This window comes from Bacillus sp. cl96, assembly GCF_900100505.1.
In the GTDB taxonomy this organism is placed as follows: domain Bacteria; phylum Bacillota; class Bacilli; order Bacillales; family Bacillaceae_G; genus Bacillus_A; species Bacillus_A cereus.
The window spans coordinates 147,833-173,976 of record NZ_FNDM01000006.1 but is presented as its reverse complement, the minus strand read 5'-3'; the positions used below and the strand labels follow the sequence as shown (position 1 = coordinate 173,976).

The following is a 26,144-nucleotide window of genomic DNA, read 5'->3' as shown; positions in this document are numbered from 1 at the left end:
TATGGCAGCGGAAATTTACTTCTGTAATGATTTATAATATTGACCTTTTTCAACGTATTGCGTGCGAATACGCTCCATATCTTTACGGTCTTCTGCTGTTAATTCACGAATGACTTTCGCGGGACGACCGAAAGCTAACGTGTTTGGTGGAATTTTCTTTCCTTGTGAAACGAGGCTTCCAGCGCCGATAAAAGCTCCTTCGCCAATTTCAGCACCATCTAATATAATGGATCCCATTCCAATTAAAGCATCTTTTTTAATATGACAACTATGTAAAATAACTTGATGCCCAACTGTAACATCATCTTCTAAGATAAGAGGATACTGAGGGCTTTGGTGGAGTGTACATTGGTCTTGTACATTTACTCGGTCTCCAATGATCGTTGGTGACACATCACCACGGATGACTGTATTAAACCAAATACTTGATTCCTCGCCAACGTAAACATCGCCTGTAATCGTAACATAGTCAGCGATAAAAGCACTACTCGCAATTTTCGGTTTTTTTTCTTTGTAAGGATATATCATGTAAAGTCTTCCTTTCCTAGAGACTAGTTTTAGTGTATCAAATTATGAGAAAGAGTGAAATGGAGGAGAGCCGTATGTGGAATTATGAAGCGGAGGAAGCAAAGGCTGTCATTGTTATTGTGCACGGCGCAATGGAATATCACGGACGTTACGAAGCCGTTGCGGAAATGTGGAATCATATCGGCTACCACGTCGTGATGGGGGATCTTCCATCACATGGAACGACTTCAAGAAATAGAGGACATATTGATTCATTTGATGAATACATAGAGGAAGTTAAACTATGGGTGAAAGAAGCAAGAAAGTATAGGTTACCTATTTTTCTATTCGGTCATAGTATGGGTGGTCTTATTGTCATTCGTATGATGCAAGAAACGAAGAGAGAAGATGTAGAGGGTATTATTTTGAGTTCGCCTTGTTTAGGGGTAGTGACTGGACCCTCTGCTCCGCTTCAATTTGCTTCAAAAATATTAAATGTTGTGGCTCCAAAATTGCAATTTGCAACGAATCTTACGGTGGAAATGTCAACACGTAACCACGAAGTGAGAGATGCAATGGAGAATGATTCTTTGTTCTTGCGCAAAGTATCAGTACGTTGGTATAGTGAATTGATTAAGTCTATCGAAATTGCTCATAAAAAAATAGATGATTTTCCAGATGTTCCGCTCTTGCTAATGCAAGCTTGTGAGGATAAACTTGTAGATAAAACACGTGTCCGCACTTGGTTTGATAATGTTAAAATAAGTGATAAGGCTTTTAAAGAATGGCCGAATTGTTATCACGAGTTATTAAATGAGTATGAGCGTGATGAAATTTTGAGTTATATTCAGTCATTTACTGAAATGCATGTCAATAATATAGTAAAAACAAACAAATAAATCATTATTTGTACATTTAATAGAGGAGATGAAGGAAGAAGTGAACGTACCGAGTAATCCCATAACGCTCATGGCGAAAGTATACCGTGATGTGTTTCCGGTTGTACACCATGAGCTAGCGATGTGGAAAGAGCGTGCCTACCATATTCCGAATGATGAGCTTCATAGTCAGGCAATCGCAAGTATTGAGCATAAAACGTTTCATTGTGAGGGCGGTGGCATTTTAGCTCTGCTAGCAAATGAACACCGAGAAGAATGTATTCGTTTTATCGTAGCGTATCAAACGATCAGCGACTATTTAGATAATTTATGTGATCGCAGTACATCACTTGATCCAAATGATTTTGCCGCACTGCATGAATCGATGTTAATGGCATTATCACCTGAAGTAGAAGGTGGCGGTAATTATTATCGTTATCGTGATGATCAAGATGATGGTGGTTATTTAGATGAACTTGTTGAAACATGCCAAGATGTTTTAAAGAAAACGAAGCACTATGACAAAATTGCTCCTGTTCTTCATGAACTTGCTTGTTATTATTGTGATTTGCAAATTCATAAACACGTGAAATTAGAAGAAAGAGAGCCGCGCTTGAAAAATTGGTTTGAAGCACATAAAGAAAACTTACCTGAGATGAGTTGGTTTGAATTTTCAGCATGTGCCGGTTCTACACTTGGAATTTTCTGTCTTGTAGCATATGCATTTCATGATGAGTTACATGATGAAGATATTGCGAAAATTAGACAAGGGTACTTCCCTTACGTACAAGGACTTCATATTTTGCTTGATTATTTCATTGATCAAGAAGAAGACCGTATAGGCGGAGATTTGAATTTCTGTAGTTATTACGAAAACGAGCAAGCGATATTAGATCGGATGAAACACTTTGTAGAAGAAGCAGAGAAGAGCATTGGTGATTTGCCTCATGCGAAGTTTCATCGTCTCATAAGCCGAGGGTTACTTGGTATTTATTTATCAGATCAAAAAGTATCAGCACAAAAGAATATGCACAAAATGGCACGGCGCATTGTAAAGTACGGAGGCCTCACTTCACGATTCTTCTATTGGAACGGGAAGATGTACCGAAAGAAAACAGCGCAGTGATGAAGAAAACCACTCATGTAGAGTGGTTTTTTTGTTATAATATGGTAAAGATGGTGGTGGAAATGAAGCGATTGTTTCAAAAGCCATATGACAATATTGAAGTAACATTACTTGTGCTACTTTCCATTTCATTTGTAACTGGAATGTATATGATGATGAATAAAACCGGCGGTCCTACAACGATGGATTATGTAGCTCAAATTATCATTGCATTGATTATTATAGTAGATATTGTTTTTTTAATAAGTGGTAGAAAAAAAGAGAACAGTAAATAAAAAGCATTTGTACACGATGGTACAAATGCTTTTTCATTATGATCGTATTTTTAAAAATACATATATAAGAAGTTCAATTGCAAAAATAACTAAAACAGATAGTCCAAATAAAGGCATGACAGCGCCTAGTATCACCATCATGATAAAGAAAACGAATATACTTTTCTTATCTCTTTGTTTTGGAGGTGCTGCTAATTTTCCTTTCGGCTTTCTTGCTAACCACATTTTTATTCCGTAATAAATGAGAAGTAGTAGAGATAATGTCGTTAGTAAGCATAATATTTTATTTGGCCATCCGAATAAATGTCCTTCATGAAGCGGGATACCGTAAGTGAACCATTGTGCAAGTAATCCATAATCACGATAGTCCGTTTTTGAAATGAGCTCCCCGCTATATTGGTCAAAGTAAGCTGTTATCTCTTCATTTGGTGCAACATGCATACCTGTAATACCAGAACCGCTCGATTTCGAAACAGTGAATACACCTTTCGGATCAGCTGGTAGGGAAATAACATATGGCTTCTTTATTTCAATTCCTTTTTGTAATTCATCGACAGAAATTGCTTTCGGTTCATTTAAATTTGATTCAGGCGGAGCTTCTTTTCTTGTTGCCCACGGCAATTCTTTTACCTTTGATTCAGGCGGAGCCATGTACAATTTGGGATATCCGAGTGATTCATTTGACGATGCGATTTTATAAATTTGGTTCCCCATAAATCCTGACCATGGCAATCCAGATGCGACTAGCAGAAAGAGAGGAATTGTAAATATAATACCGATAATAGAATGACGTCTTTTTGCTTTTTCTCGCTTATTGGATGATGGTGTGTTTTTGAATTGTCGTATACTCATGTACAATCCGGTTACGATTAAAAAGATTGTCCAGCATGCCGCGAGTTCTACAGTATAGTTTACGACAGTGCCACCAACTAAAAGAGAACTATGTAATTCCCTCATTATATTAGCAAACGTTTCACTTGCGTTTTGATCCCCAACAATTTGATTATTACTATCTAAATACACATATTTTTGTTGCCCAGTATACTCATTTGCAATCGTAAGTCTCGTATTATAATCCCCATTAAACTCACTAATTTTCGCCACGCTATAATGTGGATATTTTTTCTCTGTTAAGGAAATAGAATCAGACATCGAAATAGATTCCGTTTGAGCGCTCTTCCCAAAATATAAATCTTTATAGATGAAATCCTCAACCTCTTCCCGAAATAAATACCCAATTCCGCTTAGTGACAATGTAATAAGAAGCGGCGTAATAAAAAGCCCAGCATAAAAATGCCAACGCCAAAAAATGTAATGAAGCGAACGATTTACTTTCATACTTTCAGTTCCCCTAACCTTCCCTATATGAATAACTACTTATTTAATATAGCGAGATTAAGTGTGATTACTTTGAAAGAATTGTGAAGAAAGTTAAAAGTTTTTAGGATGATTTTCATAAAACATAAAACACATTTCAAAAGGGATGTTTTCTATGTTTATGAAGATTTCTTTGTATTTGATAGATACATCCTAACAACCGCTTTCGCAAGACATTGAGAAGAATCAACAAAATTCTCACTAGCCGCTACAACATTCAAATCAGTACATGCGATAATTGCGGTATCTACTTCATCCTTCAACTGCACAACGAGCGCGCTCCATAATTTGCGAGCATTTTCAACTTCCCCGCTTTTAATATACGTAATAATTTGATTAATCATCGTTTGCCATTTTTCATAATGAATGTATTCTATATTCCGTTTTGCAATCCCGTCTTGATAAATACCGGCTTGAACAGTTGCTTCTGTTGCGAGAAGAGCGACTCTTTTTGTATTTTCAGGAATTGATTGTAACGTTTCATCGACTATATTTAAAATCGGGATAGAAAGCGAACGCTGTAATTCTTCAAAATAAAGATGCGCCGTATTGCACGGCATAGCGATAAAGCTTGCGCCAGTACTTTCAAGTTTTTGTGCTCCTTCAATAATTGCTTTTTTCATCGCTTCGTGATCAATAGGGCGATCCATGTAAAACGGTGTTGGGCACGAATAGATCATCATATGAGGAAAGTCCATATCATACTTTGCTCCGTATATTGTTTGGCACCTTGCTACAACTGTATCGACGAATGGCCCAGTTGATTTTGGTCCCATTCCTGCTAGTATTCCGATCATTGTTTCGTCTCCTTTAATATGTAATTAAAAACGTTTTTTGCGAACGATAAAAAGAAATAAGGTAAATAATAAAAATGAATATACGATAGCCCAAGCTGTGAGCCATAGTGTGTGAGTCAGTATATTATAGTTGTATTGTCCAAGCATGAGAAAGCTTTCGACAGGTGGTAAAAACCATAGTAACTCTTTTTTAAATTGGATAGAAGCAATCGTTATAAGTAATATGAATGTAAGGCTAAGCCAAGCAGTGCCTGCTTTTTGAATTATATTTCTAGTAAATAATGTTGCGATTGAAATTCCTAGTATAGAGAAAGACATGTGAGCGAGAAATCCGACTAGAAATAAAGAAACTGTTATTTTTTCATTAAACATTTGCAAAATAATTGGGTAGAGTACGGATATAAAAGATAACACAGTACAAATGAGAAGAGCTGTAATATATTTACCAACATATAGTGCGGAAATATTATTTGTGTGAGAAATAGTAATTTGCTCTTGTATAGGGTCTTCCGTATGAAAAATTGTGATTGTAATCCAGGCAGATAATAAATAAAGCGCAAGTGCTGTTTCTAAATATGTCGGTACAATAGGAGTCGGTTTATATGTATATACAAAAAGTAAGCTCACAAAGTACATCGCAATAGGAGGGACGTACTTATACGATTTTGTATAGTCGAGAAAATGGTAACGAATAAGCGCGAACATAATAAACCTTCTTTCGATTTAAAAATTAGGTTGTAGCAGTGTGATAGATGCTTTTTTATGTAATAAAAACTGAAGCATGTCGTTTGTATATTCTTTTTCAATTTGTAATTGAATAAGGTTTTGATTTGAATTGTGTGTAACGTGTATAAAACCGGATTGCTTTTGTAGTTCTATCGCTGAAAATGTGTCGTGAACGATTGCTTCAATATAGACTTGTTCTGCCTCTTTTTGTACAAAAGTATCTGCTGTGATTGTATGATTTGTTAACGTCACAATTCTATCGGCGAAGTTTTCTAATAGTTGTTTTTCGTGACATGTGAAGAGTATAGATATGCCTTGTTGTTTTAATGAGAGTAAAATATGTTCTAATTCTTGCTGGGAGTTAGGATCGAGCCCAGAAAGCGGTTCGTCTAAAATTAATAAATGGACGTCTGTAAGTAATGCTTGCATAATACCGGTTTTTTGTTTCATACCTTTTGAAAAGTTTCGTACAACGGAATGTCTTGCATGATGTAGGTGAAAAGATTCAAGGAGCATCGGAATTTTATCTTTTACATATTTTGTTGATAAACCGTGAATGTGGCCGAGATGATATAAATAATCCTCTAATGTAAAACGAATCCCTTCAGGAAAATGTTCAGGTACATAGCCAATTTGTATATGTTCTTTTCTTTGAAGTGCCCCTGCCGTAGGTGAAATAAAGCCTGCAATTATTTTGAGTAGAGTACTTTTTCCAGTCCCGTTCCCGCCAACAATGGCGAGCGCTTCTCCTTCTGGGATGGATAAATCAATGTTGTCTAGTATAAGTGATTTGCCATACTTCTTTTGAATTCCCCTTAGTTCTACTAGCAAAGTTCTATCCTTCTTTCTTCAAATATTGTATATATCCATTATATAGGAGAATAACAAAAAGACGTGCAATGAATGCACGTCTTTTTTTGTTATGTTTTGTCGAACAATCGATATATCCGAGAAATCGTTGATATATTGTAAGTTATGATAGATATATCGAAAAAATCGTTGATATATCCCGAGTTACGATAGATATAATTGAAAAATCGTTGATATATTATCGCTTCTCAATCGCCACAATAAATGGCGGGTTATTTTGTTGATTAATGAAGCCGTATCGCAGTACGTGTGCTTGTTTTTGGTCTAGTTCTTCGGCAAATGTAAGTACAGCGTCGCGTTCTACTTGTCCTTCTGGGTGTCCGTGGTAAATAACAAGGACGATGATACCTTCAGGTGCCATTACTTCTAATAATTGTTCGATCGCTGAGATTGTTGAGTTCGGTTTTGTAACGATATGCTTGTCTCCGCCTGGAAGGTAACCTAAGTTGAAAATTGCGCCTGTTACTTTTCCTTTTGCATCTTCTGGTAATACGGATAGAAGTGTATCGTGACTATCGTGAACTAAAACAGTACGTTCGAAAAGTTCTTTTTCTTTTAGACGAGTTGTTGAGCTTTCAATTGCCTCTTTTTGAATATCAAATCCAAATACTTTTCCGTTATCTCCAACGATTTCAGCTAGGAAGCAAGTGTCATGGCCGTTTCCTAAAGTTGCATCTACAGCGTAATCGCCTTCTTTTACTGCCGTTTGCAGAAGCGAGCGAGCAAACGGTAATACACGTTCTAATTTCATTTTTGTTTCTCCTCATTTGCATATTTTCCTTGCCAGCTTCCGCGGCGTACAAATTCTGCATCAATGGAATTTAATACTTCCCATTTATTTAAGCTCCACATTGGACCAATCATTAAATCAGGAGGACCGTCACCTGTGATACGGTGCACAATTACGTCTTCTGGAATAATTTCAAGTTGGTCAACAACGAGACTTACGTAATCCTCAAGAGAAAGGAACTCGAGTTGTCCTTTTTCATATTGCTTCACCATTGGCGTTCCTTTTAATAAGTGAAGTAAGTGGATTTTAATTCCTTGTACATCAAGCTTCGCTACTTCACGAGCTGTTTCCATCATCATGTCGTAATCTTCAAGTGGAAGGCCGTTAATAATATGAGAACAAACTCGAATGCCGTGCTTACGTAATTTATTTACACCTTCCACATAAGACGGATAATCGTGAGCGCGATTAATAAGATTTGCAGTACGTTCATGAACAGTCTGTAGTCCGAGTTCAACCCAAAGGTAAGTGCGTTTATTTAAGTCCGCTAAATATTCAACAACATCGTCCGGTAAACAATCTGGACGAGTCGCAATAGAAAGACCGACAACGTCTTTTTCTACTAGAAGCGGTTCGAATTTTTCTTTTAACACTTCAAGTGGTGCATGTGTATTTGTGTACGCCTGGAAATAAGCGATACATTTTCCGTCTTTCCACTTTGAGCGCATTTTTTCTTTCATTTCATGATATTGCGTTATAACATCATCGCGGCGATCGCCAGCGAAGTCACCAGATCCAGCAGCACTGCAAAATGTACAACCGCCATAAGCAACTGTACCGTCACGGTTCGGGCAATCGAAGCCAGCATCTAATGAAACTTTAAAGATTTTTTCACCAAATTCATTTCGTAAATGATAATTCCATGTATGATAACGTTTATTGTCGTTTGTATATGGAAAAGGGTTTTGAACCTTCATTACTTTCCCTCCTAAGCCGAGTCAAAATAACACAAAATCCATTATAACATACTCATAAGGTTCATAAGGAAGGGACACACTAAAGGGGAATTGAAGCAAGGAGGGACAATTATGGCAGAGCGTCAATCACTTGAATCGTATATTACACAAGCGGAACAAGCGGTGGAATATGCGAAAGAACAATTAGACCAAGGTATGAGACAAGAGCATTATAATACGATGGAGTATTCGGATGCGCAGTTACAATTAGAACAAGCGTATAACGATTTACAAACGATGCAACAACATGCAAATGATGAGCAACGTGAGCAATTAAATAGAGCACGTATGGCAATTCGCCAATTGCAACATCAAATGATTATTACACCGCACTAATAAGGAGTGAATGTAATGGCGAAACGTTCAGATCAAAATAACCCAGAACAAAAAACGCAAAATGGACATAACGCTGAGTTTTCGAATGAACTTGATCCGATTGTTCAAGTAAAACAGCGTAATAGTAAAAAAGGACAACCTCAAAAATCGAAACAATCAGAGTAGACCAGGTCGCAATATGACCTGGTTTTATTTTGCTATATGACAATAATGTAAGATTCCTGTAAGGTTTGTCGATAGTTGTGAGCAGCTTTCTCCAGTAGAGTAAGAAAGGATTAAGTTTTATACAAGGAGTTGCTTTATGGGGAACAATATTATAAACAAGCGAATTGATGAGTTAGATTACATTCGTGGCTTTGCACTACTAGGGATTATTTTAGTAAATATTTTAGCACTACTTAATATTAAAACTCCAGATCCTAATACAGTAGATGCTAGCTATCAAAGGTTTCTATACTTATTTGTAGAAGGTCGTTTCTTCTCGATTTTCTCATTCTTATTTGGAGTGGGATTCTATATCTTCATTACAAGAGCGATTGCGAAAGGGAAAAATGGATATGTTCTATTTTTCCGCCGCGTAGTTGCATTATTTATTTTTGGTTTGATTCATTACATGTTTCAGCCTGGAGAAGCGTTAACGTTATATGCAATTTGCGGATTAATCGTTTTACCGTTTTATAAAGCGAAAAAACAAGTGAACTTAGTAATTGGTCTTATTTTGACAATAGCCTTTAGTGTAATGGGTGTTAAAGAACTATTACCACTTGGTTTAATTTTATTAGGTCTTGCTGCAGGACAATATCGTGTATTTGAAAATCTTTCAAAAAACATAAAGCAAGTCGCTATTTTTACAGGCATTATGTTTGTTTTAAGTGTGGCAGCTGTATGGTATCAATATGGACACGTGCCTGCTGGCCCATTTGTAAATATGATATTGATGAATGAAGACGGAACAATGGATGCTGCAAGCCAGTTTCTAAAAATTGGTATTACAGTTGGACCAGTCATTTCAGCTTTCTATGTCGGAGCATTAATTTTATTACTTCAGTTAAAACCAGTTCAAACATTATTAGCACCATTGAAATACTATGGTCGTATGGCTTTAACAAATTATATCGGACAAACGGCAATGATTTTAATTGCCGGTAGCGTATTTAACTTTGCAGGAAACTTGACATACATGCAAACGTTATATGTATGTATCGCAATTTATGCAATTCAAATTGTGTTTAGTGTAATTTGGATGAAAATTTTTAAAATGGGTCCATTAGAATGGATTTGGCGAGTTGTTACGTATTGGACGGTAACACCTTTAAAGAAATAAAGGGAGAAGTGGGCTGTTCCTTTTTTGTGGAGCAGCCTATTTTTATTTTCAGCTTTTGTAGTTGCGCCGATATATTTGAAAAATCGCCGATATAATTTCATTTACCGATTCAATATGTCACTAATATTCAAAGTAGTAAAAGCCAAACTTACACGCCCACCTTCTTTATATTACAAAAGTGTAAGGTAAATGTAATGTTAACAAATAGCAGTTCGCCTCTAAAAAGCGCAAAATAGGTAATGGAAAAACAAGCGTAGGAGGATATATATGACGAAACCAGTTGTAGACGTAAAAAACGTTCAAAAAGTGTACGGTAAAAAAGGTGAGAACCAATCACACGCGTTAAAAGGTGTGTCATTCTCAATTCAAGAGGGCGAGTTTGTTGGAATTATGGGACCATCTGGTTCTGGTAAAACGACATTATTAAATGTAATTTCAACGTTAGATAAAGCAACGGGCGGCGTTGTTGAAATTGCAGGAACGGATATTACAAAAATGAAGCAAGGTGAGCTTTCAGATTTCCGTTCACAAAAGTTAGGATTTATCTTCCAAGATTTTAATTTGTTAGAAAACTTATCTATTTATGAAAACATTGCACTTCCACTTTCCTTGCAAGGTGTTCCATCACGTAACATTGGACCAAAAGTCGAGAAAGTAGCGGATATGTTAGGAATTACAGAAATACTTCAAAAGTACCCATCTGAAGTATCTGGTGGGCAAAAGCAACGTTCGGCAGCAGCGCGTGCTTTAGTGCATGAGCCTGCAATTATTTTAGGGGACGAGCCAACAGGAGCGCTTGATTCTAAAAATGCAACGAGTTTACTTGATGCGATGACAAACTTAAATAAAGATCAAGGCGTATCTATTATGATGGTTACACATGATCCATACAGTGCAAGTTACTGTCAGCGTATTTTATTCATTCAAGATGGTGAGCTATATAAAGAAATTCACCGCGGCGGTACACGTGAAGAGTTTTATAAAGAAATTTTAGATGTGCTTGCGGACTTAGGAACACAAAAAGCGTAAGAAAGGAGGTTCTAGAGCATGTTATTCAAACTTTCCATGTCAGGACTAAAGAGTAAGCTAAAAGATTACATCGTCTTACTTGTTGGTCTTGTCATGTCGATCTCAATTTTTTATATGTTTCAAACGTTAGCACTAAATGAATCATTTCTTGAATCTAATTCAGTGATTAAATCAATCGGATTTGTATTCCAAGCAGGTTCATTTTTATTAGCAATCATAACGTTCTTCTATATTTTATATGCGAACTCTTTCTTACTATCTCTTCGTCAAAAAGAGTTTGGTATGTATATGATGTTAGGAGCAAAAAAGCATAAAGTTACATTACTTATGTTTATTGAGACAATTGTATTAGGCGCCGCGTCTCTTGCAATTGGAATTGCAGTTGGTGTAGGACTTGCAGAAGGTATCGGTCAATTATTAATGAAACAATTAGAATTTGCTGGTGAAGGCTATAAAGCATTTTATCTGCCATCTATGACTGTTACTTGTATCTTCTTCTTTGCACTATTTGTACTATCAGCAATTATGAACAGTATTAAGTTATCACGTATTTCTGTATTGCAACTTGTACATGCAGATGCACAAACAGAACGTGTTGCGGTAAAAGGAAAAATGACAGGCTTAGTTGCATTCCTTGCGGTTATTTTATTAGGAATTGGCTATGCATCAATGATTTACATGGAAAAACTAAGAGAAATGGGAATCCTTATTGCATTAATTACAACAACAGCTGGTACTTACATGTTATTTGGATCACTTCTTCCAGTTATTATTAAAAAGTTAAAAAGTAATAAAAAGCGTAGTGAAAAAGGACTTAACGCTTTTACATTTGCACAATTAAATTTCCGTATTAATAGCTTAACGAAAGTACTTGCAACAGTAGCGATGTTAGTTGCTCTTGGAGCTGGTGCAATTTCAGGGGGTATGGCGTTTAAAAATAACGTTATAAAAATGGTTGATGGTTTAGTAATCTATGATTCAGTAGTTCATAATCCGACAGCTGAAGAAAAGAAAATTTTAAACGGTATTACATTTAAAGAGAAAAGCGAATATCGTTACAAAGTAGATGATAAATACGTTTACTATGTAAAAGAAGATTTAGAGAAAAATCGTCCTTTAGTAAAAGATATGGAAAATATGAAGTCGATGAAGGATTTAGTAAATACGAAGAAGGCTTCACAGGAATTACCAGTAGGTGCAGTTTCTAGAGAAATGAATGAAAAAGATGCGAACGCTAAAGAACTTCCAGAAGAATGGGTAGATGCTTTTAGCACAATTCATCCATATTATATATACGAAGATCATGCAATTAAAATTGTAAATCAAAAAATGTACGATGGGATAAGTGGTAAAGAAGGTATAGCATTTATCGGAAAAGCAGATGATTTCTTAACATATACAAAAGAATGGAAAAAACTTGACGAGTTGCAATTAGATAAATATAAAAATGTAACAGCTGAAAGAATGAACAGTAAATATCAATCTTACGACATGTTCTATGGTGTTGCGAGCGGAACAGTGTTTATGGGCTTCTTCCTTGGAATTGCTTTCTTAGCAATGATGGCAAGTTGTTTAATGTTCAAAATTCTTTCTGGTGCATCAAAAGATATTACACGTTATCAAATGCTTCGTAAAATCGGGGTGCGCCGTGAATTATTAACAAAATCAATTTATAAAGAGTTATTCTTAGTATTCCTATTCCCAGCAATTGTAGGTATTGCTCACGTATTAGTTGGTATGAATATTTTCGGATTTATTTTACTTGATCCGTACTTCCGTATTTGGGTACCAATCGTAATTTTCGTAGTTATTTACACGATTTATTATCTTATTACAGTTCAATTGTATAAAGGAATTGTTCTTCCGAAAGAAGATTAATAATAAAAACCGAGCAAAAACGCTCGGTTTTTATTATTTTCAGAAAAAACACTTTAATGTTACTGAAATGTATAATATAATGTAAGTAAGTAACGTAATATAAAAGTAGAAGTAGCTGTATAAGGAAAGGAGGAATCCAATCTGTAGAAAGAAGCTAAGCTTTTATCCCCACATTTTTTACCGCAACGTATTTATACAATCGTAAGTTTCCACATTGAAAGTTTTCAGAACCACCTGAGTATATTGTGAAAATAATGGATAACACATGGAAATCTCATAGCATGATAAGGTAAAATGGACAACATAATGAGAAAATTACCGTTCATAAGATGAGGAGAATACATGTATGGAAGTTGTAGAGGCATTAAAAGATATAAGCCAAATTGAGGCTATGAAAAAATATTTAAAAGAGCACTCCCAGCGAGATTATCTTTTATTTGTTATTGGAATTAACACAGGATTAAAAATTACAGAATTACTTAGCATGAAATTTGAAGATGTATTAAATGAAGATGGGACTGTTAAAGAGTTTTATACTCTTCCTGTGAAAGATGAAAAATTCAAACAAGATATTTATTTAAATACAAAAGTAAAAGAAGCGCTTTTAGATTACGTACAATCTATTGGCATTAAAAGAGAAAATTACGTATTTCAATCTAATAAAACGCCAAATTCAATTACGCGCCAACAAGCGTATCGTGTAATTCATAATGCTGCAGAAGCAGTTGGAGTTGTTGGTAAGATCGGAACGAATTCAATGCGAAAAACGTTCGGATTTCATGCGTACAAAAGAGGGATAGCGATTGCGCTGTTGCAAAAACATTTTCATCACGCGACTCCATCAGAGACGCTAAAGTATTTAGGTATTTCAAAGGATGAGACCTTTAAAACGGAGATTGATGTCGATTTATAAAAGCCGTAACTAAAAGAATTAGGAGGCGGAAAATATGAATATTAGAGAGAGTGAACTGCCGGGTATTGGATGTAAGTTTGAAGTGATTACAAAAGGTAATGAAAAGATGGTTATCGTTATTCATGATGATGGCCGAAGAGAAATGTACCATTTTGATGCTGATCATGAGGAGAGTATTTCAAGCGTCTCTCTTCGTGATTCCGAAGCGAGACAAATTGCAGCTATATTGGGCGGAATGGTATATAGACCACAAGCTTTAGATACGATTGAAATGGCCTTTGAAGGATTATCAATTGAGTGGTTTAAGGTGGAAAATAATGCACCAGTCGTACAAAAAACAATTGGTAGTTTACATGTCCGAAACACATATAACGTAACGATTATTGCCATTTTGAAAAAGAATATGAAGAAGTTCTTTAATCCAGGCCCAGATTCTATCATTGAAGCTGGCGATATGCTCGTACTATCAGGTGAAAGACATGAAGTAAAAAGAATTATTAATGAGTTGCTTTCAGTAGGAGGGGATTCATAATCGATGGATACTTTAATCTTTGAAGTTGGGACTGCGTTAGTATTAGTCGCTTTTGCAGCTATTCTCGCTGCAAAGTTAAAGTTCTCGATTATTCCGTTTCTCATTATACTCGGTATGCTAGTGGGGCCCCATGCCCCAGATTTAGGGCTTATCGATTTAAGATTTATTGAAAGCGGAGAAGTTATTTCCTTCCTCGGCCGTGTTGGCGTTATATTCCTCTTATTCTATTTAGGCTTAGAATTCTCAATTAAAAAATTAATTAAATCAGGAAAGTCAATTGCTTTTGGGGGAACTGTTCATATATCGCTTAATTTTATATTAGGTTTACTTTACGGATATATAATGGGTTTCCCCTTATTAGAAACATTAATTATTGCTGGGATCATAACAATTTCATCGAGTGCAATTGTTGCGAAAGTAATTGTTGATTTAAGAAGATCTGGTAATAAAGAGACGGAGCTAATTTTAGGAATCATTATGTTTGATGATATCTTTTTAGCCGTATATTTATCGGTCGTTTCAGGATTAGTACTCGGAGGGGCAACGTCATTTGTAGGTGCTCTTACATCTATTTTAATCGCAGTAGGGTATATGCTACTATTCTTTGTAGTTGCTAGAAAAGCTACACGATTTTTAAACAAAATGTTAGATATTTCGTCCAATGAAATTTTTATTATCGTAATATTCGCTATTTTATTCTTTGTAGCAGGATTTTCAGAAACGATTCATGTCGCGGAGGCAATTGGAGCATTATTATTAGGGCTCGTCTTTTCTGAAACAGAGCATAGTGATCGAATTGAACAGCTCGTTGTTCCGTTTCGTGATTTCTTTGGAGCTATATTCTTTTTCAGCTTCGGTTTAAGTATAGACCCATTTTCACTTGGAGGAGCAGTGTGGTTGGCATTAGGAGCAGTTTTCATTACTCTTATCGGTAATTTTACTGCTGGAATGGTTGCGGGGCGTAAAGCTGGGTTATCGCATAAGGCTTCTACGAATATCGGTTTAACACTTGTATCACGCGGAGAATTTTCCATTATCGTCGCGAATATTGGAATTGCGGGCGGCTTAATGGCAACTATTAAACCATTCTCAGCTTTGTATGTTTTAATATTAGCATCGTTAGGACCTTTGTTAACGAAAGAATCTGGGAGAATATATTCCTTATTAGATAAAATATTTAAATGGAGCGCTAAAGAAAGTGCGAAGCGAGAAAAGGAAGTTGGATAGTATAAAGAGGCTGCATGAAGTTCATGCAGCCTCTTTATACATTGTTACTGTTGTCATTTTTTGTCGGTAAGTCGATATATTTTAATAATCGCTGATATAATCCAAGAAGCAATCAGTATAATTTCATTTACCGTCGAACCATTATCTGAATTTCATCAACTATTAATCAGTTGCCTTCCTATTTAAAAACGACTACAATTTTACTGTTATATATATGAACGAAAAAAATAGAATAGGAGGGGAAACTATGCCAAGGAAAGTATGGCTATTAGTAGCTGGGATGATTATTAATGTCACGGGTGCTTCTTTTTTATGGCCTTTTAATACAATTTATTTGCATGATCACCTAGGAAAATCTTTATCTGTGGCCGGAATGGTATTAATGATCAATTCGCTTACTGGTGTAATCGGAAACTTGCTCGGCGGTGTTTTATTTGATAAATGGGGCGGTTATAAATCAACTTTAGTAGGGATTGTGATTACACTTGTATCGATTTTAGGTCTTGTGTTCTTCCACGGTTGGCCGTTATATGTTGTATGGCTAGCGTTAATCGGCTTCGGTTCTGGAATGGTCTTCCCATCGATGTATGCGATGGTTGGTACGGTTTGGCCAGAAGGCGGAAGACGGGCATTTAATGCGATGTACGTTGGACAAAATGTTGGTATTGCGATCGGAACAGCATGTGGTGGATTAGTTGCATCGTATCGTTTTGATTATATTTTCTTAGCGAATTTTATTTTATACTTTGTTTTCTTTTTAATTGCTTTTATTGGATTCCGCGGTATGGAAGACAAGAAAGAGCCAGGAGTGCAAAAAGAAGTCGAAACGAAAAAAGGGTGGTCACTTACACCTGGATTTAAAGCACTTCTTATTGTGTGTGTAGCATATGCTTTATGCTGGGTTACATACGTACAGTGGCAAGGAGCGATTGCAACACATATGCAAGAATTGAATATTAGCCTTCGTCACTATAGTTTACTATGGACGATAAACGGAGCGATGATTGTTTGTGCGCAACCACTTGTTAGTATGCTAATTCGTTGGATGAAGCGTTCTTTAAAACAACAAATTATGATTGGAATCTTCATTTTTGCGGCGTCATTCATTGTGTTAAGTCAAGCGCAGCAATTTACGATGTTCCTCGTTGCGATGGTAACATTAACAATTGGTGAGTTATTTGTATGGCCTGCGGTTCCAACGATTGCAAATATACTTGCACCAAAAGATAAATTAGGATTTTATCAAGGTGTCGTAAATAGTGCGGCGACTGTAGGGAAAATGTTCGGACCGGTCGTTGGCGGAGCAATTGTGGATTTATACAATATGGAAGTATTGTTTATAGCAATCATGGTAATGCTTGTAGTAGCGCTTATAGCAACGAGCATTTATGATAAACGAGTAAAAGTAGAAGAAACAGTTGAAGAAAAAATTGCAGTTTAGTTTGACGGAACATGTAACATGTTTTAGAATATATTTAAATAAAACAACCTTTAGAACAAGGGAGATAGCTCGGCTGTCTTAAGATGAATTCGTTAGTTATTAAGAGTAACGATTAACCGAGAAGTCCTCGCTTTAAGTAAGCTCTTAAGAGATACTAGGTGAAGGATAGTTCACTTAACTTATATGTGTAATAACAGTGAGAAGGAGTAGTAGTAATAGAAGCTGGTTTAGAGAGTTGACGGTCGGTGCAAGTCAATCCACGTTTCGTTATGAACTCGCCTTTGAGTTGCAGTTGTGAAACTAATAGTAGCAATTGCCGTTAATCCACGTTACGGATCTAAGCGAATGTATATTTGTACATTAATTTAGGGTGGTACCGCGGGAATCTATAACCTCTCGTCCCTTTCTAGGGATGAGAGGTTTTTTGTATTTTGGGCGGTGAAAATAAATAGAATTTCAAGGAGGGTATCTCATGAGCTTTAATCATCAAGAAATTGAGAAGAAGTGGCAAGGGTACTGGGAAGAGAATAAAACATTCCGTACGCCAGATGAGACAGAAAAACCAAAATTTTATGCACTAGATATGTTCCCATATCCATCAGGTGCAGGCTTACACGTAGGACATCCAGAAGGTTATACAGCGACAGATATTTTATCTCGTATGAAGCGTATGCAAGGATATAACGTTCTGCATCCAATGGGATGGGATGCATTTGGTCTTCCAGCAGAGCAATATGCACTTGATACTGGAAACAGCCCAGCTGAATTTACAGAGCATAATATTAATACGTTCCGTAACCAAATTAAATCATTAGGTTTCTCTTACGATTGGGACCGTGAAGTAAATACAACAGATCCAAACTACTATAAGTGGACGCAATGGATCTTCCTAAAACTATTTGAAAAAGGCTTAGCTTACGTTGATGAAGTACCTGTAAACTGGTGCCCAGCACTTGGTACAGTACTTGCAAACGAAGAAATCATTGACGGTAAGAGTGAGCGTGGTGGACATCCAGTTGAGCGTCGTCCGATGAGACAGTGGATGTTAAAAATTACAGCTTACGGAGATCGTCTATTAGAAGATCTAGATGAGCTTGATTGGCCTGAAAGCTTAAAAGATATGCAACGTAACTGGATCGGTCGTTCTGAAGGTGCAGAAGTACACTTCAACATCGATGGTACAGACGAGAAATTCACAGTTTTCACAACGCGCCCTGATACATTATTTGGTGCAACATACTGTGTACTAGCTCCAGAACATGCACTTGTTGCAGAAATTACAACAGCAGAACAAAAAGAAGCGGTAGAAGCTTACATTAACGCTGTAAAAATGAAGAGTGACCTAGAGCGTACAGAACTTGCGAAAGAGAAAACTGGTGTATTCACTGGTGCTTACGCAGTTAACCCAGTAAACGGTGAGAAATTACCAATCTGGATCGCTGACTATGTTCTTGCAACTTACGGAACAGGTGCTGTAATGGCAGTTCCAGCTCACGATGAGCGTGACTATGAATTCGCATCAGTATTTAATCTTCCAATGAAGGAAGTTGTAAAAGGCGGAGATATTACGAAAGAAGTGTACACAGGTGATGGTGCACACGTAAACTCAGCATTCCTTGATGGATTAAATAAAGAAGAAGCAATCGCAAAAATGATTGAATGGCTTGAAGCAACGAGCGCAGGAAATCAAAAAGTAACGTACCGTCTACGTGACTGGTTATTCAGCCGTCAACGTTACTGGGGTGAACCAATTCCAGTAATTCACTGGGAAGATGGTACAATGACAGCTGTGAAAGAAGAGGAATTACCATTAGTTCTTCCGAAAACAGAAAACATCCGTCCTTCAGGTACAGGTGAATCACCACTTGCTAACATTGACGAGTGGGTAAATGTTGTTGATCCTGAGACTGGTAAAAAAGGTCGTCGTGAAACGAACACAATGCCGCAATGGGCTGGTAGCTGCTGGTACTACCTACGTTACATCGATCCAAACAATAGCGAAGCACTTGTAGATCCTGAAAAAGTAAAACAATGGCTTCCAGTTGATATTTATATCGGTGGTGCAGAACATGCCGTACTTCACTTACTATATGCTCGTTTCTGGCATAAAGTATTATACGATATCGGTGTAGTTCCAACGAAAGAGCCATTCCAACAATTATTCAACCAAGGTATGATTCTAGGTGAAAACAACGAGAAAATGAGTAAATCAAAAGGTAACGTTGTAAATCCTGATGATATCGTAGCAAGTCACGGTGCAGATACACTTCGTCTATACGAAATGTTCATGGGACCATTAGATGCTTCAATTGCTTGGTCTGAAAATGGTCTTGACGGAGCTCGTCGTTTCCTAGACCGCGTATGGCGTCTATTCGTTCAAGATAACGGTGAATTAAGTGAGAAAATTACTGACGCACCAAATAAAGAGCTTGAAAAAGCTTACCATCAAACAGTGAAGAAAGTAACAGAAGACTATGCAGAGCTTCGCTTCAACACAGCGATTTCTCAAATGATGGTATTCATCAACGATGCATACAAAGCTGAAACACTTCCGAGAGAATATGTAGAAGGTTTCGTAAAAATGATTGCACCAGTTGCACCTCATATCGGGGAAGAGCTATGGAGCAAACTTGGATACAATGAAACAATCACATATGCAAGCTGGCCAACATTTGATGAGTCTAAACTTGTAGAAGATGAAGTTGAAATTGTTGTTCAAGTTATGGGTAAAGTTCGCGCAAAACTAACAATGAGTAAAGACGCATCAAAAGAAGAAATGGAACAACTTGCACTTGAAGCAATTCAAGACCAAATTGAAGGGAAAACAGTTCGTAAAGTAATTGTTGTTCCTGGAAAACTTGTTAATGTTGTTGCAAATTAATTTATTCTAAATAAAAGCTCAGAGTATGTATACTCTGAGCTTTTTTGTGTAGAAAATAATCTCTGGATCACCCTAGTCTAAGTTTTCAATTATTCCAATACGTACAAATAAAAGAGCGGAATTCCAATACAGACAAACACCTATTTTTCTATAGGAAATATGATAAAAAAGGTAGGCTAAATTGAGTAGAAGAGGTGAAAGGAATGAAAGGGATGGACAATAATGCACCACATGGCTTTTTCGGAGGTGGATCGGATAGTTATGAACAAATGATGTTAATGGGAGGCGGACAACAAGGATATGGCGGAATTCCGAGCTGGATGGGTGGAACACCTGGAGGATTTTCCACATCAGTAGCTGGAGCACAAACAGGAATCCCAACATTTGTAGGCGGAGCAGCCGGAGGAGTACCAGTAGGCGTACCAACTACATTCCCATCTTTCGTTGGAGGAGTACAAACAGGATTTCCGGTACCGGGAGTAGGTGTTGTGGCAGGCGGAGTAGGTGGTTATCCACAAGGTTTTTACGGTCACCATGGCCACCACGACGGTCATCATGGACACCATCATCAAGGTCACCATGGCCATCATCACCACCAAGGTCACCATGGCCATCATGGACACCATCATCAAGGTCACCATGGCCATCATGGACACCATCACCACCAAGGTCACCATGGCCATCATGGACATCATCAACAACAAGTACATCACCACGGCCACCATCATATACATCCGCAGGCTGTTCTTTATCAAACTCACCAAGGCCAACATGGTCACCATGGACATCACCACCAAGGCCAACATCATGGACACCAAGGTCACCACCATCACCAAGGTCATCAAGGCCAACACGGTCATCATGGGCACCAAGGCCAACATCATGGACACCAAGGTCAACAGCACCAACAGCACCAACAATATCAGCAATATCAACAACAACAACAATCTTCTCCTTGGACAGGTGGAATTGGAGCAGGAGGAGCGGGGGCAGCAGCAGGAGCGGCTAGCATTAGTGGAGCTGCAGGACATGCGGGACACGTGGGTCATTAATGATTGCCAGAAAAAAAGACATAATAAAAAACTGCTAGGAAATCCTAGCAGTTTTTTTCAGCTTCTTGACGCTGACGTTCAATTTCAGCACGAAGTTGTGGTTCCGGTGCTTGCCAGCCTTCTGGCTTTAGAATCTTACCGTCGCCTTCACGGAATCGAGGCTTCCCATCAGGGAATAGTTTTGCCATGTTGGCGTTGTTTACAATTTCGAATCCTTTATCTGGACGTACGCCCATTTCTGCAAACGTTCCGAATGCAAAGTAAATAAGGTCAATCAGTGCATCGTATTGATCTTCAACAGTCGTTGCCTCTAGAAATTCTTCCAGTTCTTCCTGCATAAAACTTGCACGGATTTTTGCACGCTCTTCTGTTAATTTTGTTGGAGTATTTGTCACAGGATGTCCGAATACTTCATGCATTTTCGCAACAAGTTCGTATCCTTTATCTAAACCTTTTTCGTTTGTCATGTTGTTTCATCCTTTCTTACGTTATGCCGAAGTTTATTGTAACATAAGGTGATTATGAAATGAAAAGAACATCTTATCGAAATAAGATGTTCGCTCGTTATTCTTCTTTTTTTATTAAAAGGGATGAAATAAGATCGATGCCAAAAATACCGACCAGTAACATTGGTATAATAACAAGCAAGTAACGTGTGAAGGAAACATTTTTTAAGTATGTATGAGCAAATAAAAAGACGCCGAGAAATAAAATACCATTTAAAATAGGCTTTACTAATTTTTTAGACATAAGCTCCCCCATAAATATCTTCTCTCTCTATTTGATAATAAAAAAACTCCTCTCTCCGTTGTATCATGCTAGAGAGAGGAGTTCAATCATTTCTCATTCAATGACACCAGAATTTGTAATATTTACGGTGTATTTTATATGAACCGGAACATCTTTATACATTTGTCTCCATTCTTCTAATTTGAATGGGCGATAATGTTGTTTATACTTTGCACCTAGCCCGAGAGGGTCGACGCCTAAAGATTTAAGTTGCTTAATTAACTTAGCAGCTTGTTTATCTAATTGTTTTTGGACATCTTTTTCAATGTTTTTTGTGTTCTTGTTATTTTCTAAGTTAATTTGTTTTGATAGTTCTTGAATACGTGCATCAAGACGAACGTGAATGAAAAAAGAAGGCTTTCCGTTTTTAATTTTTATATCGTAAGTTGGAACAGAACGAATATTATTAATCATTACGTACGCAGAATCTGTTTTAAATTCATGTGAATCTAATTTATGTTTCTCTAATAGTCCTTTAAATATGAACATATCTTTTTCCGCAATTTTACCGATATATTTATCTTTTTTAAAAAGGCCAATTCCGGTAATTTTTATTTTATCACCATGCTTCTTTAGAATGGGAATATAGTAGTCTTTTCCTTCTTGATAATAGCGAAATGCTCCTATATGTAGATTATCCGCTGGTAAAGGTCCGGTCTCCATGTTATGTTCTAGCAATTTTTTTATATAAATTGCAACGTTGTATGAAGTCGAATATTTGCCCTTTAAAAGTTCAGTACCATTCCCATCTAATAAAGCAGCATATAAAGCGTTCCCTATATTCACATCTCGAAGTAATGTATCGAATGAAGTAGACATTCCTGTTTTGGCAAGTCTTATTGTATATAGAGCGACACGCATTTGTCCGCTAGCAAATGGTTGAGAAGACTCTAAAGATGTGTCTGCTTTTACTTGTTTTACCGCATTTGCACTGCCTTCAAAAACTTGAACTTTATTTCCTTTTTTCTGAATGGGACAAACGAATGTCACTTTTACTTTATTATCTTTTGCGACATCAAAAACGCTTCCTTGAATAAGTTGTACATCATCGATAATATTTTTTTGTAAACATCCAGTTAGACTGAATAATGTTATACAAGAAATAAGTATTAATTTGCTTGTGCTTTTGATTTTTTCCATTTTCTTTTCACCCACACAATAATAAATAGGATTGGGATGTATACATAAATGAGCCAAAAACTAACCTTTGATACATTACTAATAAAGTTATTAATATCGTGTCTGTTTGTTAAAAGTTGCGAAACAATGAGAGTGATAAAGATAAAAGCAATTAAAACACCCCTTTGTTTTACACGGAATATTTCATGAGTTCCTCTCATTGACGCCCATAAAGGGAGGATAAAACTTGAAATAATAACGAGTGCATAGCCTGAAATTGCAATATATTCGAGTCTTTCTATAAATGGTAATTGAATAACTTGGGTCATAGAAAGTTGGGCCCATATCGTTTTTAACAATTGTTTTTCACTAAAAAATGCAAAGGCTAAAAGGGTGCTAAATAGATATAGAAGATTTGAAAATAGTGCTCCGTATTGAGCAAATTTATGAGACTGCATAGGCTTTTTTACAAACGGATAAACCATGAGATAAACCTCAAAACCGGTCATACTGTAGATTGACAGTTGAGCGGATTTTAAAATGTCTGAAAAAGAATGTGTGAATATAGGTAGTAAATTATCCCAATGTGAATATTTCAAAACGAATAAGCTTAGAAATAAATATCCTAATGTACCACCAACAGAGATGACGCAAATACCGGTAATTACACGAAATCCAGAAGAAATAATGTAATAGCTAACTAAGCATAAAAAGAGTGTTAACATAAAGGTAGAAGCGGTAGGAAACATCCATACTTGAATAATTTCAACATATGTTCGGATGACTGAAATACTAACGATTAAAAAATAAGCCATAAAGATGATACTAATGCCATTTCCTAGCCATTTTCCAAATGTTTGCCGATGTAAATCAACTAAATTCCCATTTGTTTCTTTTAATAAGACATACATCATCCATATAAGAATATGGATGAAAATTCCTGTAATTATAACCCCCATCCAGCCGTCGTATCCAGCAGCTTTTGCGATAATTCGAGCGAATCCAAGAACTCCAGCACCAAACTGTGCACCGTGAATTAAGAAGAAAACAAAGATAGGAGATATTTGATATTTTTCTTGAACTTTACTCATCAATGCACCTCGTTTCTTAATCATCAAAATCCGATCTATGTTTTGTTGAAATTCCTTTCGCAGCTTTTTTTACATGTTGTGGTCTTGCTTGCACATCTCTTGTATCAATCATTGTTAATGGAAAACGGATCCAAGAATCTTTAACTGATTGTTGCCTTGTCGGGTAAAACAAAGCGTACGGCTTACGTAAGGAAGTAAGTCTAAATAGATGAGTAAATAAAAAGATAAATCCAAGAGAAATACCGAACAATCCACCTATTTCTGCAAATATGAGAAACGGGAAGCGTAGTAATCGAACGGCATTACCCATTTTATAAATAGGTGTAATAAAGGAAGCGAGTGCTGATAGTGCAACGATAATTAATAAAATGTTACTCGTTAACCCAGCTTGTACAGATGCTTGCCCGATTACGATACCGCCTACAATACCGAGTGTTTGCCCGACTTTCATCGGTAACCTTGCGCCGGCTTCTCTTAATAAATCAATTGCAAGTTCTAAAAAGAGCGCTTCAATTAAAGGTGGGAATGGTACTTGTGCCCTTGATAAAATCAAAGTTTCAAGTAAATCACTTGGAATAAGTTCATAATGATAATTTAAAACTGCAACGTATAACGGTGTAGCGCAAATTGAAAATAGAACGGCAATTAATCTTAAAATCCTTGAAAATGTAGCGTACATCCAGGAGACGTTATAGTCTTCTGGTGAAATGAAAAAATCGAAATAGGATACAGGTGTTAGTAAAACACTTGGAGAACCATCAACGAAAATAGCGATTTTTCCATCAATTAGTGCTTTTGTAACTCTATCAGTACGTTCTGTATTGATATAGAGAGGGAAAATCGATTTTTCACCCATTAATTCTTGTAAATAAGCACTATCATTAATTTGATCATATTCAAGAGCGCGTAATGACTCTTCTAGAAAATCTACATTATCTTTTTCAGCAAGGTTGTCTAAATACATCATGACAACTTTTGTTTTGGAAAACTCGCCAATAATCATTTCTTTTGTTTGTAAATCTAAAACAGGAAGACGTTTTCGAACTAAATTAATGTTTGTATCAATATCCTCTACGAAACCTTCTTGCGGACCAATAACAGTTGATTCGTTTAAAGGAGGGGTTGGTGCACGATAATTATCAATTGCAATGTTTGCAAGCATACATTTTTGATCTTGCTGATTCAATTGAATAATCGCATGCCCCTTTAAAACCATATCCTCAATTTTTTGTAAGTCGTTCGTAATTGTAATGCCGCTCATTGGAATATGTTCTTTCAGCTCTTCTAGTGAAGCATTAGGTCGTTCCAAAAGAGTAGGCATTAAATATTTTTGTAATTTCTCTCCATCAAGCGAAGGACGATAGTAAGAAATCCAATAAGGCATCGTTTCATCGTCGGATGTATGATAATTCACAAAATCACTAGATTTTTTCAGCTTCTCTATTAAATTTTGTAAAGAATGGATACGGTCTTTTTCTGGTTTCGTAAAATCATAAATACTATTACCTTTAGAGTGTTGTTGCTTACTTTGAGAAGGTTCATCTTGCTTAGCGTTTTGTTGTTTATCTTGAGACGAATCACCTTGTTTAGCACCTTGTTGTTTATCTTGAGAGGAATCCTCTTGTTTAGTACTTTGTTGCTTATCTTGAGAGGAATCCTCCTGCTTAGAGTTTTGTTGCTTATCCTGAGAAGAGTCATCTTGTTTAGAGTTTTGTTGCTTATCCTGAGAGGAATCCTCTTGTTTAGCACTTTGTTGCTTATCTTGAGAGGAATCCTCCTGTTTAGAGTGTTGTTGCTTATCCTGAGAAGAATCCTCTTGTTTAGCACTTTGTTGCTTATCCTGAGAAGAATCCTCTGGTTTATCGCTTTGTTGCTTATCCTGAGAGGAATCCTCTTGTTTAGAGCTTTGTTGTTTATTCTGAGAGGGATCCTCTTGTTTATCGTTTTGTTGCTTACCTTGAGAGGAATCCTCTTGTTTATCGCTTTGTTGTTTATCTTGAGACGAGTCCTCCTGTTTAGCACTTTGTTGCGTATCCTGAGAAGAATCTTTTTGTTCGTGATTTTTACCTTTATTATGTTTCATACTTCTAGTCTGTTCTTTGTTATCATCCTCTTCATTGTTAGAATGCTGCTCCTGATTATCTGTTTCGTTTGCTTCTGGTTTATTTGATTTTTTTTTCTTACGTAACCAATTCAAAATCATGTGTATACCCTCTTTAATCTTGTAATA

The 26,144-nt window shown here is 36.6% G+C and carries 26 protein-coding genes and 1 other annotated feature; of the genes, 14 read left to right on the top strand and 12 right to left on the bottom strand.

Translation table 11 applies throughout. The annotated features are described in order from the left end of the window. Positions 1–15 precede the first annotated feature (15 nt). On the bottom strand, positions 16–528 hold the full coding sequence (locus BLT20_RS15670) for a gamma carbonic anhydrase (RefSeq protein WP_000640188.1): 513 nt from the start codon (positions 526–528) through the stop codon (positions 16–18). Between the two features lie 74 nt (positions 529–602). Between BLT20_RS15670 and BLT20_RS15665 the strand changes: the two genes are divergently transcribed. From BLT20_RS15665 to BLT20_RS15655, 3 genes are read left to right on the top strand one after another with little or no spacing between them, the layout of a single operon-like run. Continuing rightward, complete coding sequence (locus BLT20_RS15665; RefSeq protein ID WP_000267421.1) at positions 603–1,406, top strand: alpha/beta hydrolase; 804 nt, start codon at positions 603–605, stop codon at positions 1,404–1,406. A gap of 40 nt (positions 1,407–1,446) precedes the next feature. After that, positions 1,447–2,511, top strand: coding sequence for a tetraprenyl-beta-curcumene synthase family protein (locus tag BLT20_RS15660; protein ID WP_001102461.1), 1,065 nt, complete (start codon positions 1,447–1,449; stop codon positions 2,509–2,511). 41 nt (positions 2,512–2,552) lie between these two features. Next, complete coding sequence (locus BLT20_RS15655) at positions 2,553–2,786, top strand: hypothetical protein (protein ID WP_002026447.1); 234 nt, start codon at positions 2,553–2,555, stop codon at positions 2,784–2,786. Positions 2,787–2,822: 36 nt separating this feature from the next. Here the strand turns inward: BLT20_RS15655 and BLT20_RS15650 are convergent, their stop codons facing one another. The 6 genes from BLT20_RS15650 to BLT20_RS15625 form a co-directional block, all read right to left on the bottom strand. Then, positions 2,823–4,124 (bottom strand): PepSY-associated TM helix domain-containing protein, encoded by a 1,302-nt coding sequence (locus tag BLT20_RS15650; RefSeq protein ID WP_000867834.1) that lies wholly within the window; start codon positions 4,122–4,124, stop codon positions 2,823–2,825. 158 nt (positions 4,125–4,282) lie between these two features. Beyond that, positions 4,283–4,960, bottom strand: a complete 678-nt coding sequence (locus tag BLT20_RS15645) for an aspartate/glutamate racemase family protein (RefSeq protein ID WP_000579355.1) — start codon at positions 4,958–4,960, stop codon at positions 4,283–4,285. 24 nt (positions 4,961–4,984) lie between these two features. Continuing rightward, positions 4,985–5,665, bottom strand: coding sequence for an ABC transporter permease (locus tag BLT20_RS15640; RefSeq protein ID WP_000457766.1), 681 nt, complete (start codon positions 5,663–5,665; stop codon positions 4,985–4,987). Between the two features lie 18 nt (positions 5,666–5,683). Beyond that, positions 5,684–6,517 (bottom strand): ABC transporter ATP-binding protein, encoded by an 834-nt coding sequence (locus BLT20_RS15635; protein ID WP_000959734.1) that lies wholly within the window; start codon positions 6,515–6,517, stop codon positions 5,684–5,686. Positions 6,518–6,734: 217 nt separating this feature from the next. Further along, on the bottom strand, positions 6,735–7,307 hold the full coding sequence (locus BLT20_RS15630; RefSeq protein WP_000764473.1) for a tRNA 5-(aminomethyl)-2-thiouridylate-methyltransferase MnmM: 573 nt from the start codon (positions 7,305–7,307) through the stop codon (positions 6,735–6,737). Continuing rightward, entirely contained in the window at positions 7,304–8,263 is a 960-nt protein-coding gene (locus BLT20_RS15625; RefSeq protein ID WP_000868040.1) for a tRNA modification radical SAM protein MnmL/YtqA, read from the bottom strand. The genes BLT20_RS15630 and BLT20_RS15625 overlap by 4 nt, the downstream gene beginning before the upstream one ends. 111 nt (positions 8,264–8,374) lie before the next feature. Between BLT20_RS15625 and BLT20_RS15620 the strand changes: the two genes are divergently transcribed. The 11 genes from BLT20_RS15620 to BLT20_RS15570 all read left to right on the top strand — a co-directional run bounded on the left by BLT20_RS15620 (position 8,375) and on the right by BLT20_RS15570 (position 20,915). Then, positions 8,375–8,638: a YtzC family protein gene (locus BLT20_RS15620; RefSeq protein ID WP_000840869.1), complete on the top strand. Its 264-nt coding sequence runs from the start codon at positions 8,375–8,377 to the stop codon at positions 8,636–8,638. Between the two features lie 15 nt (positions 8,639–8,653). Further along, positions 8,654–8,803: a hypothetical protein gene (locus BLT20_RS15615; RefSeq protein WP_001129340.1), complete on the top strand. Its 150-nt coding sequence runs from the start codon at positions 8,654–8,656 to the stop codon at positions 8,801–8,803. A 136-nt stretch (positions 8,804–8,939) separates the two neighbouring features. Continuing rightward, positions 8,940–9,962, top strand: a complete 1,023-nt coding sequence (locus BLT20_RS15610) for a DUF418 domain-containing protein (RefSeq protein WP_000527693.1) — start codon at positions 8,940–8,942, stop codon at positions 9,960–9,962. Between the two features lie 267 nt (positions 9,963–10,229). Beyond that, the gene (locus BLT20_RS15605; protein WP_000165844.1) at positions 10,230–10,991 is read left to right on the top strand and encodes an ABC transporter ATP-binding protein; all 762 of its coding nucleotides are present in this window, start codon (positions 10,230–10,232) and stop codon (positions 10,989–10,991) included. An 18-nt stretch (positions 10,992–11,009) separates the two neighbouring features. Next, on the top strand, positions 11,010–12,869 hold the full coding sequence (locus BLT20_RS15600) for an FtsX-like permease family protein (protein WP_000897762.1): 1,860 nt from the start codon (positions 11,010–11,012) through the stop codon (positions 12,867–12,869). Between the two features lie 346 nt (positions 12,870–13,215). Further along, the gene (locus BLT20_RS15595) at positions 13,216–13,782 is read left to right on the top strand and encodes a tyrosine-type recombinase/integrase (RefSeq protein WP_000454209.1); all 567 of its coding nucleotides are present in this window, start codon (positions 13,216–13,218) and stop codon (positions 13,780–13,782) included. A gap of 34 nt (positions 13,783–13,816) precedes the next feature. Beyond that, the gene (locus BLT20_RS15590; RefSeq protein WP_001026053.1) at positions 13,817–14,314 is read left to right on the top strand and encodes a cation:proton antiporter regulatory subunit; all 498 of its coding nucleotides are present in this window, start codon (positions 13,817–13,819) and stop codon (positions 14,312–14,314) included. Positions 14,315–14,317: 3 nt separating this feature from the next. Beyond that, on the top strand, positions 14,318–15,541 hold the full coding sequence (locus BLT20_RS15585; RefSeq protein WP_000380176.1) for a cation:proton antiporter: 1,224 nt from the start codon (positions 14,318–14,320) through the stop codon (positions 15,539–15,541). A gap of 247 nt (positions 15,542–15,788) precedes the next feature. Further along, positions 15,789–16,982 carry an MDR family MFS transporter gene (locus BLT20_RS15580; protein WP_001137561.1) on the top strand — a complete coding sequence of 398 codons (1,194 nt, stop codon included), beginning with the start codon at positions 15,789–15,791 and terminating at the stop codon, positions 16,980–16,982. 187 nt (positions 16,983–17,169) lie between these two features. Further along, positions 17,170–17,389 (top strand) — a binding site (T-box leader). Positions 17,390–17,454: 65 nt separating this feature from the next. After that, on the top strand, positions 17,455–19,863 hold the full coding sequence (gene leuS / locus BLT20_RS15575) for a leucine--tRNA ligase (protein WP_000009461.1): 2,409 nt from the start codon (positions 17,455–17,457) through the stop codon (positions 19,861–19,863). Between the two features lie 203 nt (positions 19,864–20,066). Then, complete coding sequence (locus tag BLT20_RS15570) at positions 20,067–20,915, top strand: hypothetical protein (RefSeq protein ID WP_000677599.1); 849 nt, start codon at positions 20,067–20,069, stop codon at positions 20,913–20,915. Between the two features lie 44 nt (positions 20,916–20,959). Here BLT20_RS15570 and BLT20_RS15565 read toward each other — a convergent pair whose 3' ends face one another. The 5 genes from BLT20_RS15565 to BLT20_RS15545 all read right to left on the bottom strand — a co-directional run bounded on the left by BLT20_RS15565 (position 20,960) and on the right by BLT20_RS15545 (position 26,117). Further along, positions 20,960–21,382 (bottom strand): pyrophosphohydrolase domain-containing protein, encoded by a 423-nt coding sequence (locus BLT20_RS15565; RefSeq protein WP_000180554.1) that lies wholly within the window; start codon positions 21,380–21,382, stop codon positions 20,960–20,962. 97 nt (positions 21,383–21,479) lie between these two features. After that, positions 21,480–21,665, bottom strand: a complete 186-nt coding sequence (locus BLT20_RS15560; RefSeq protein WP_000038777.1) for a hypothetical protein — start codon at positions 21,663–21,665, stop codon at positions 21,480–21,482. A 93-nt stretch (positions 21,666–21,758) separates the two neighbouring features. Beyond that, on the bottom strand, positions 21,759–22,844 hold the full coding sequence (gene gerHC / locus BLT20_RS15555) for a spore germination protein GerHC (RefSeq protein ID WP_000411408.1): 1,086 nt from the start codon (positions 22,842–22,844) through the stop codon (positions 21,759–21,761). Further along, the gene (locus BLT20_RS15550) at positions 22,814–23,914 is read right to left on the bottom strand and encodes a spore germination protein (protein WP_000049054.1); all 1,101 of its coding nucleotides are present in this window, start codon (positions 23,912–23,914) and stop codon (positions 22,814–22,816) included. The genes gerHC and BLT20_RS15550 overlap by 31 nt, the downstream gene beginning before the upstream one ends. A gap of 16 nt (positions 23,915–23,930) precedes the next feature. Further along, positions 23,931–26,117 (bottom strand): spore germination protein, encoded by a 2,187-nt coding sequence (locus tag BLT20_RS15545; protein ID WP_000602746.1) that lies wholly within the window; start codon positions 26,115–26,117, stop codon positions 23,931–23,933. Between the last annotated feature and the right edge of the window lie 27 nt (positions 26,118–26,144).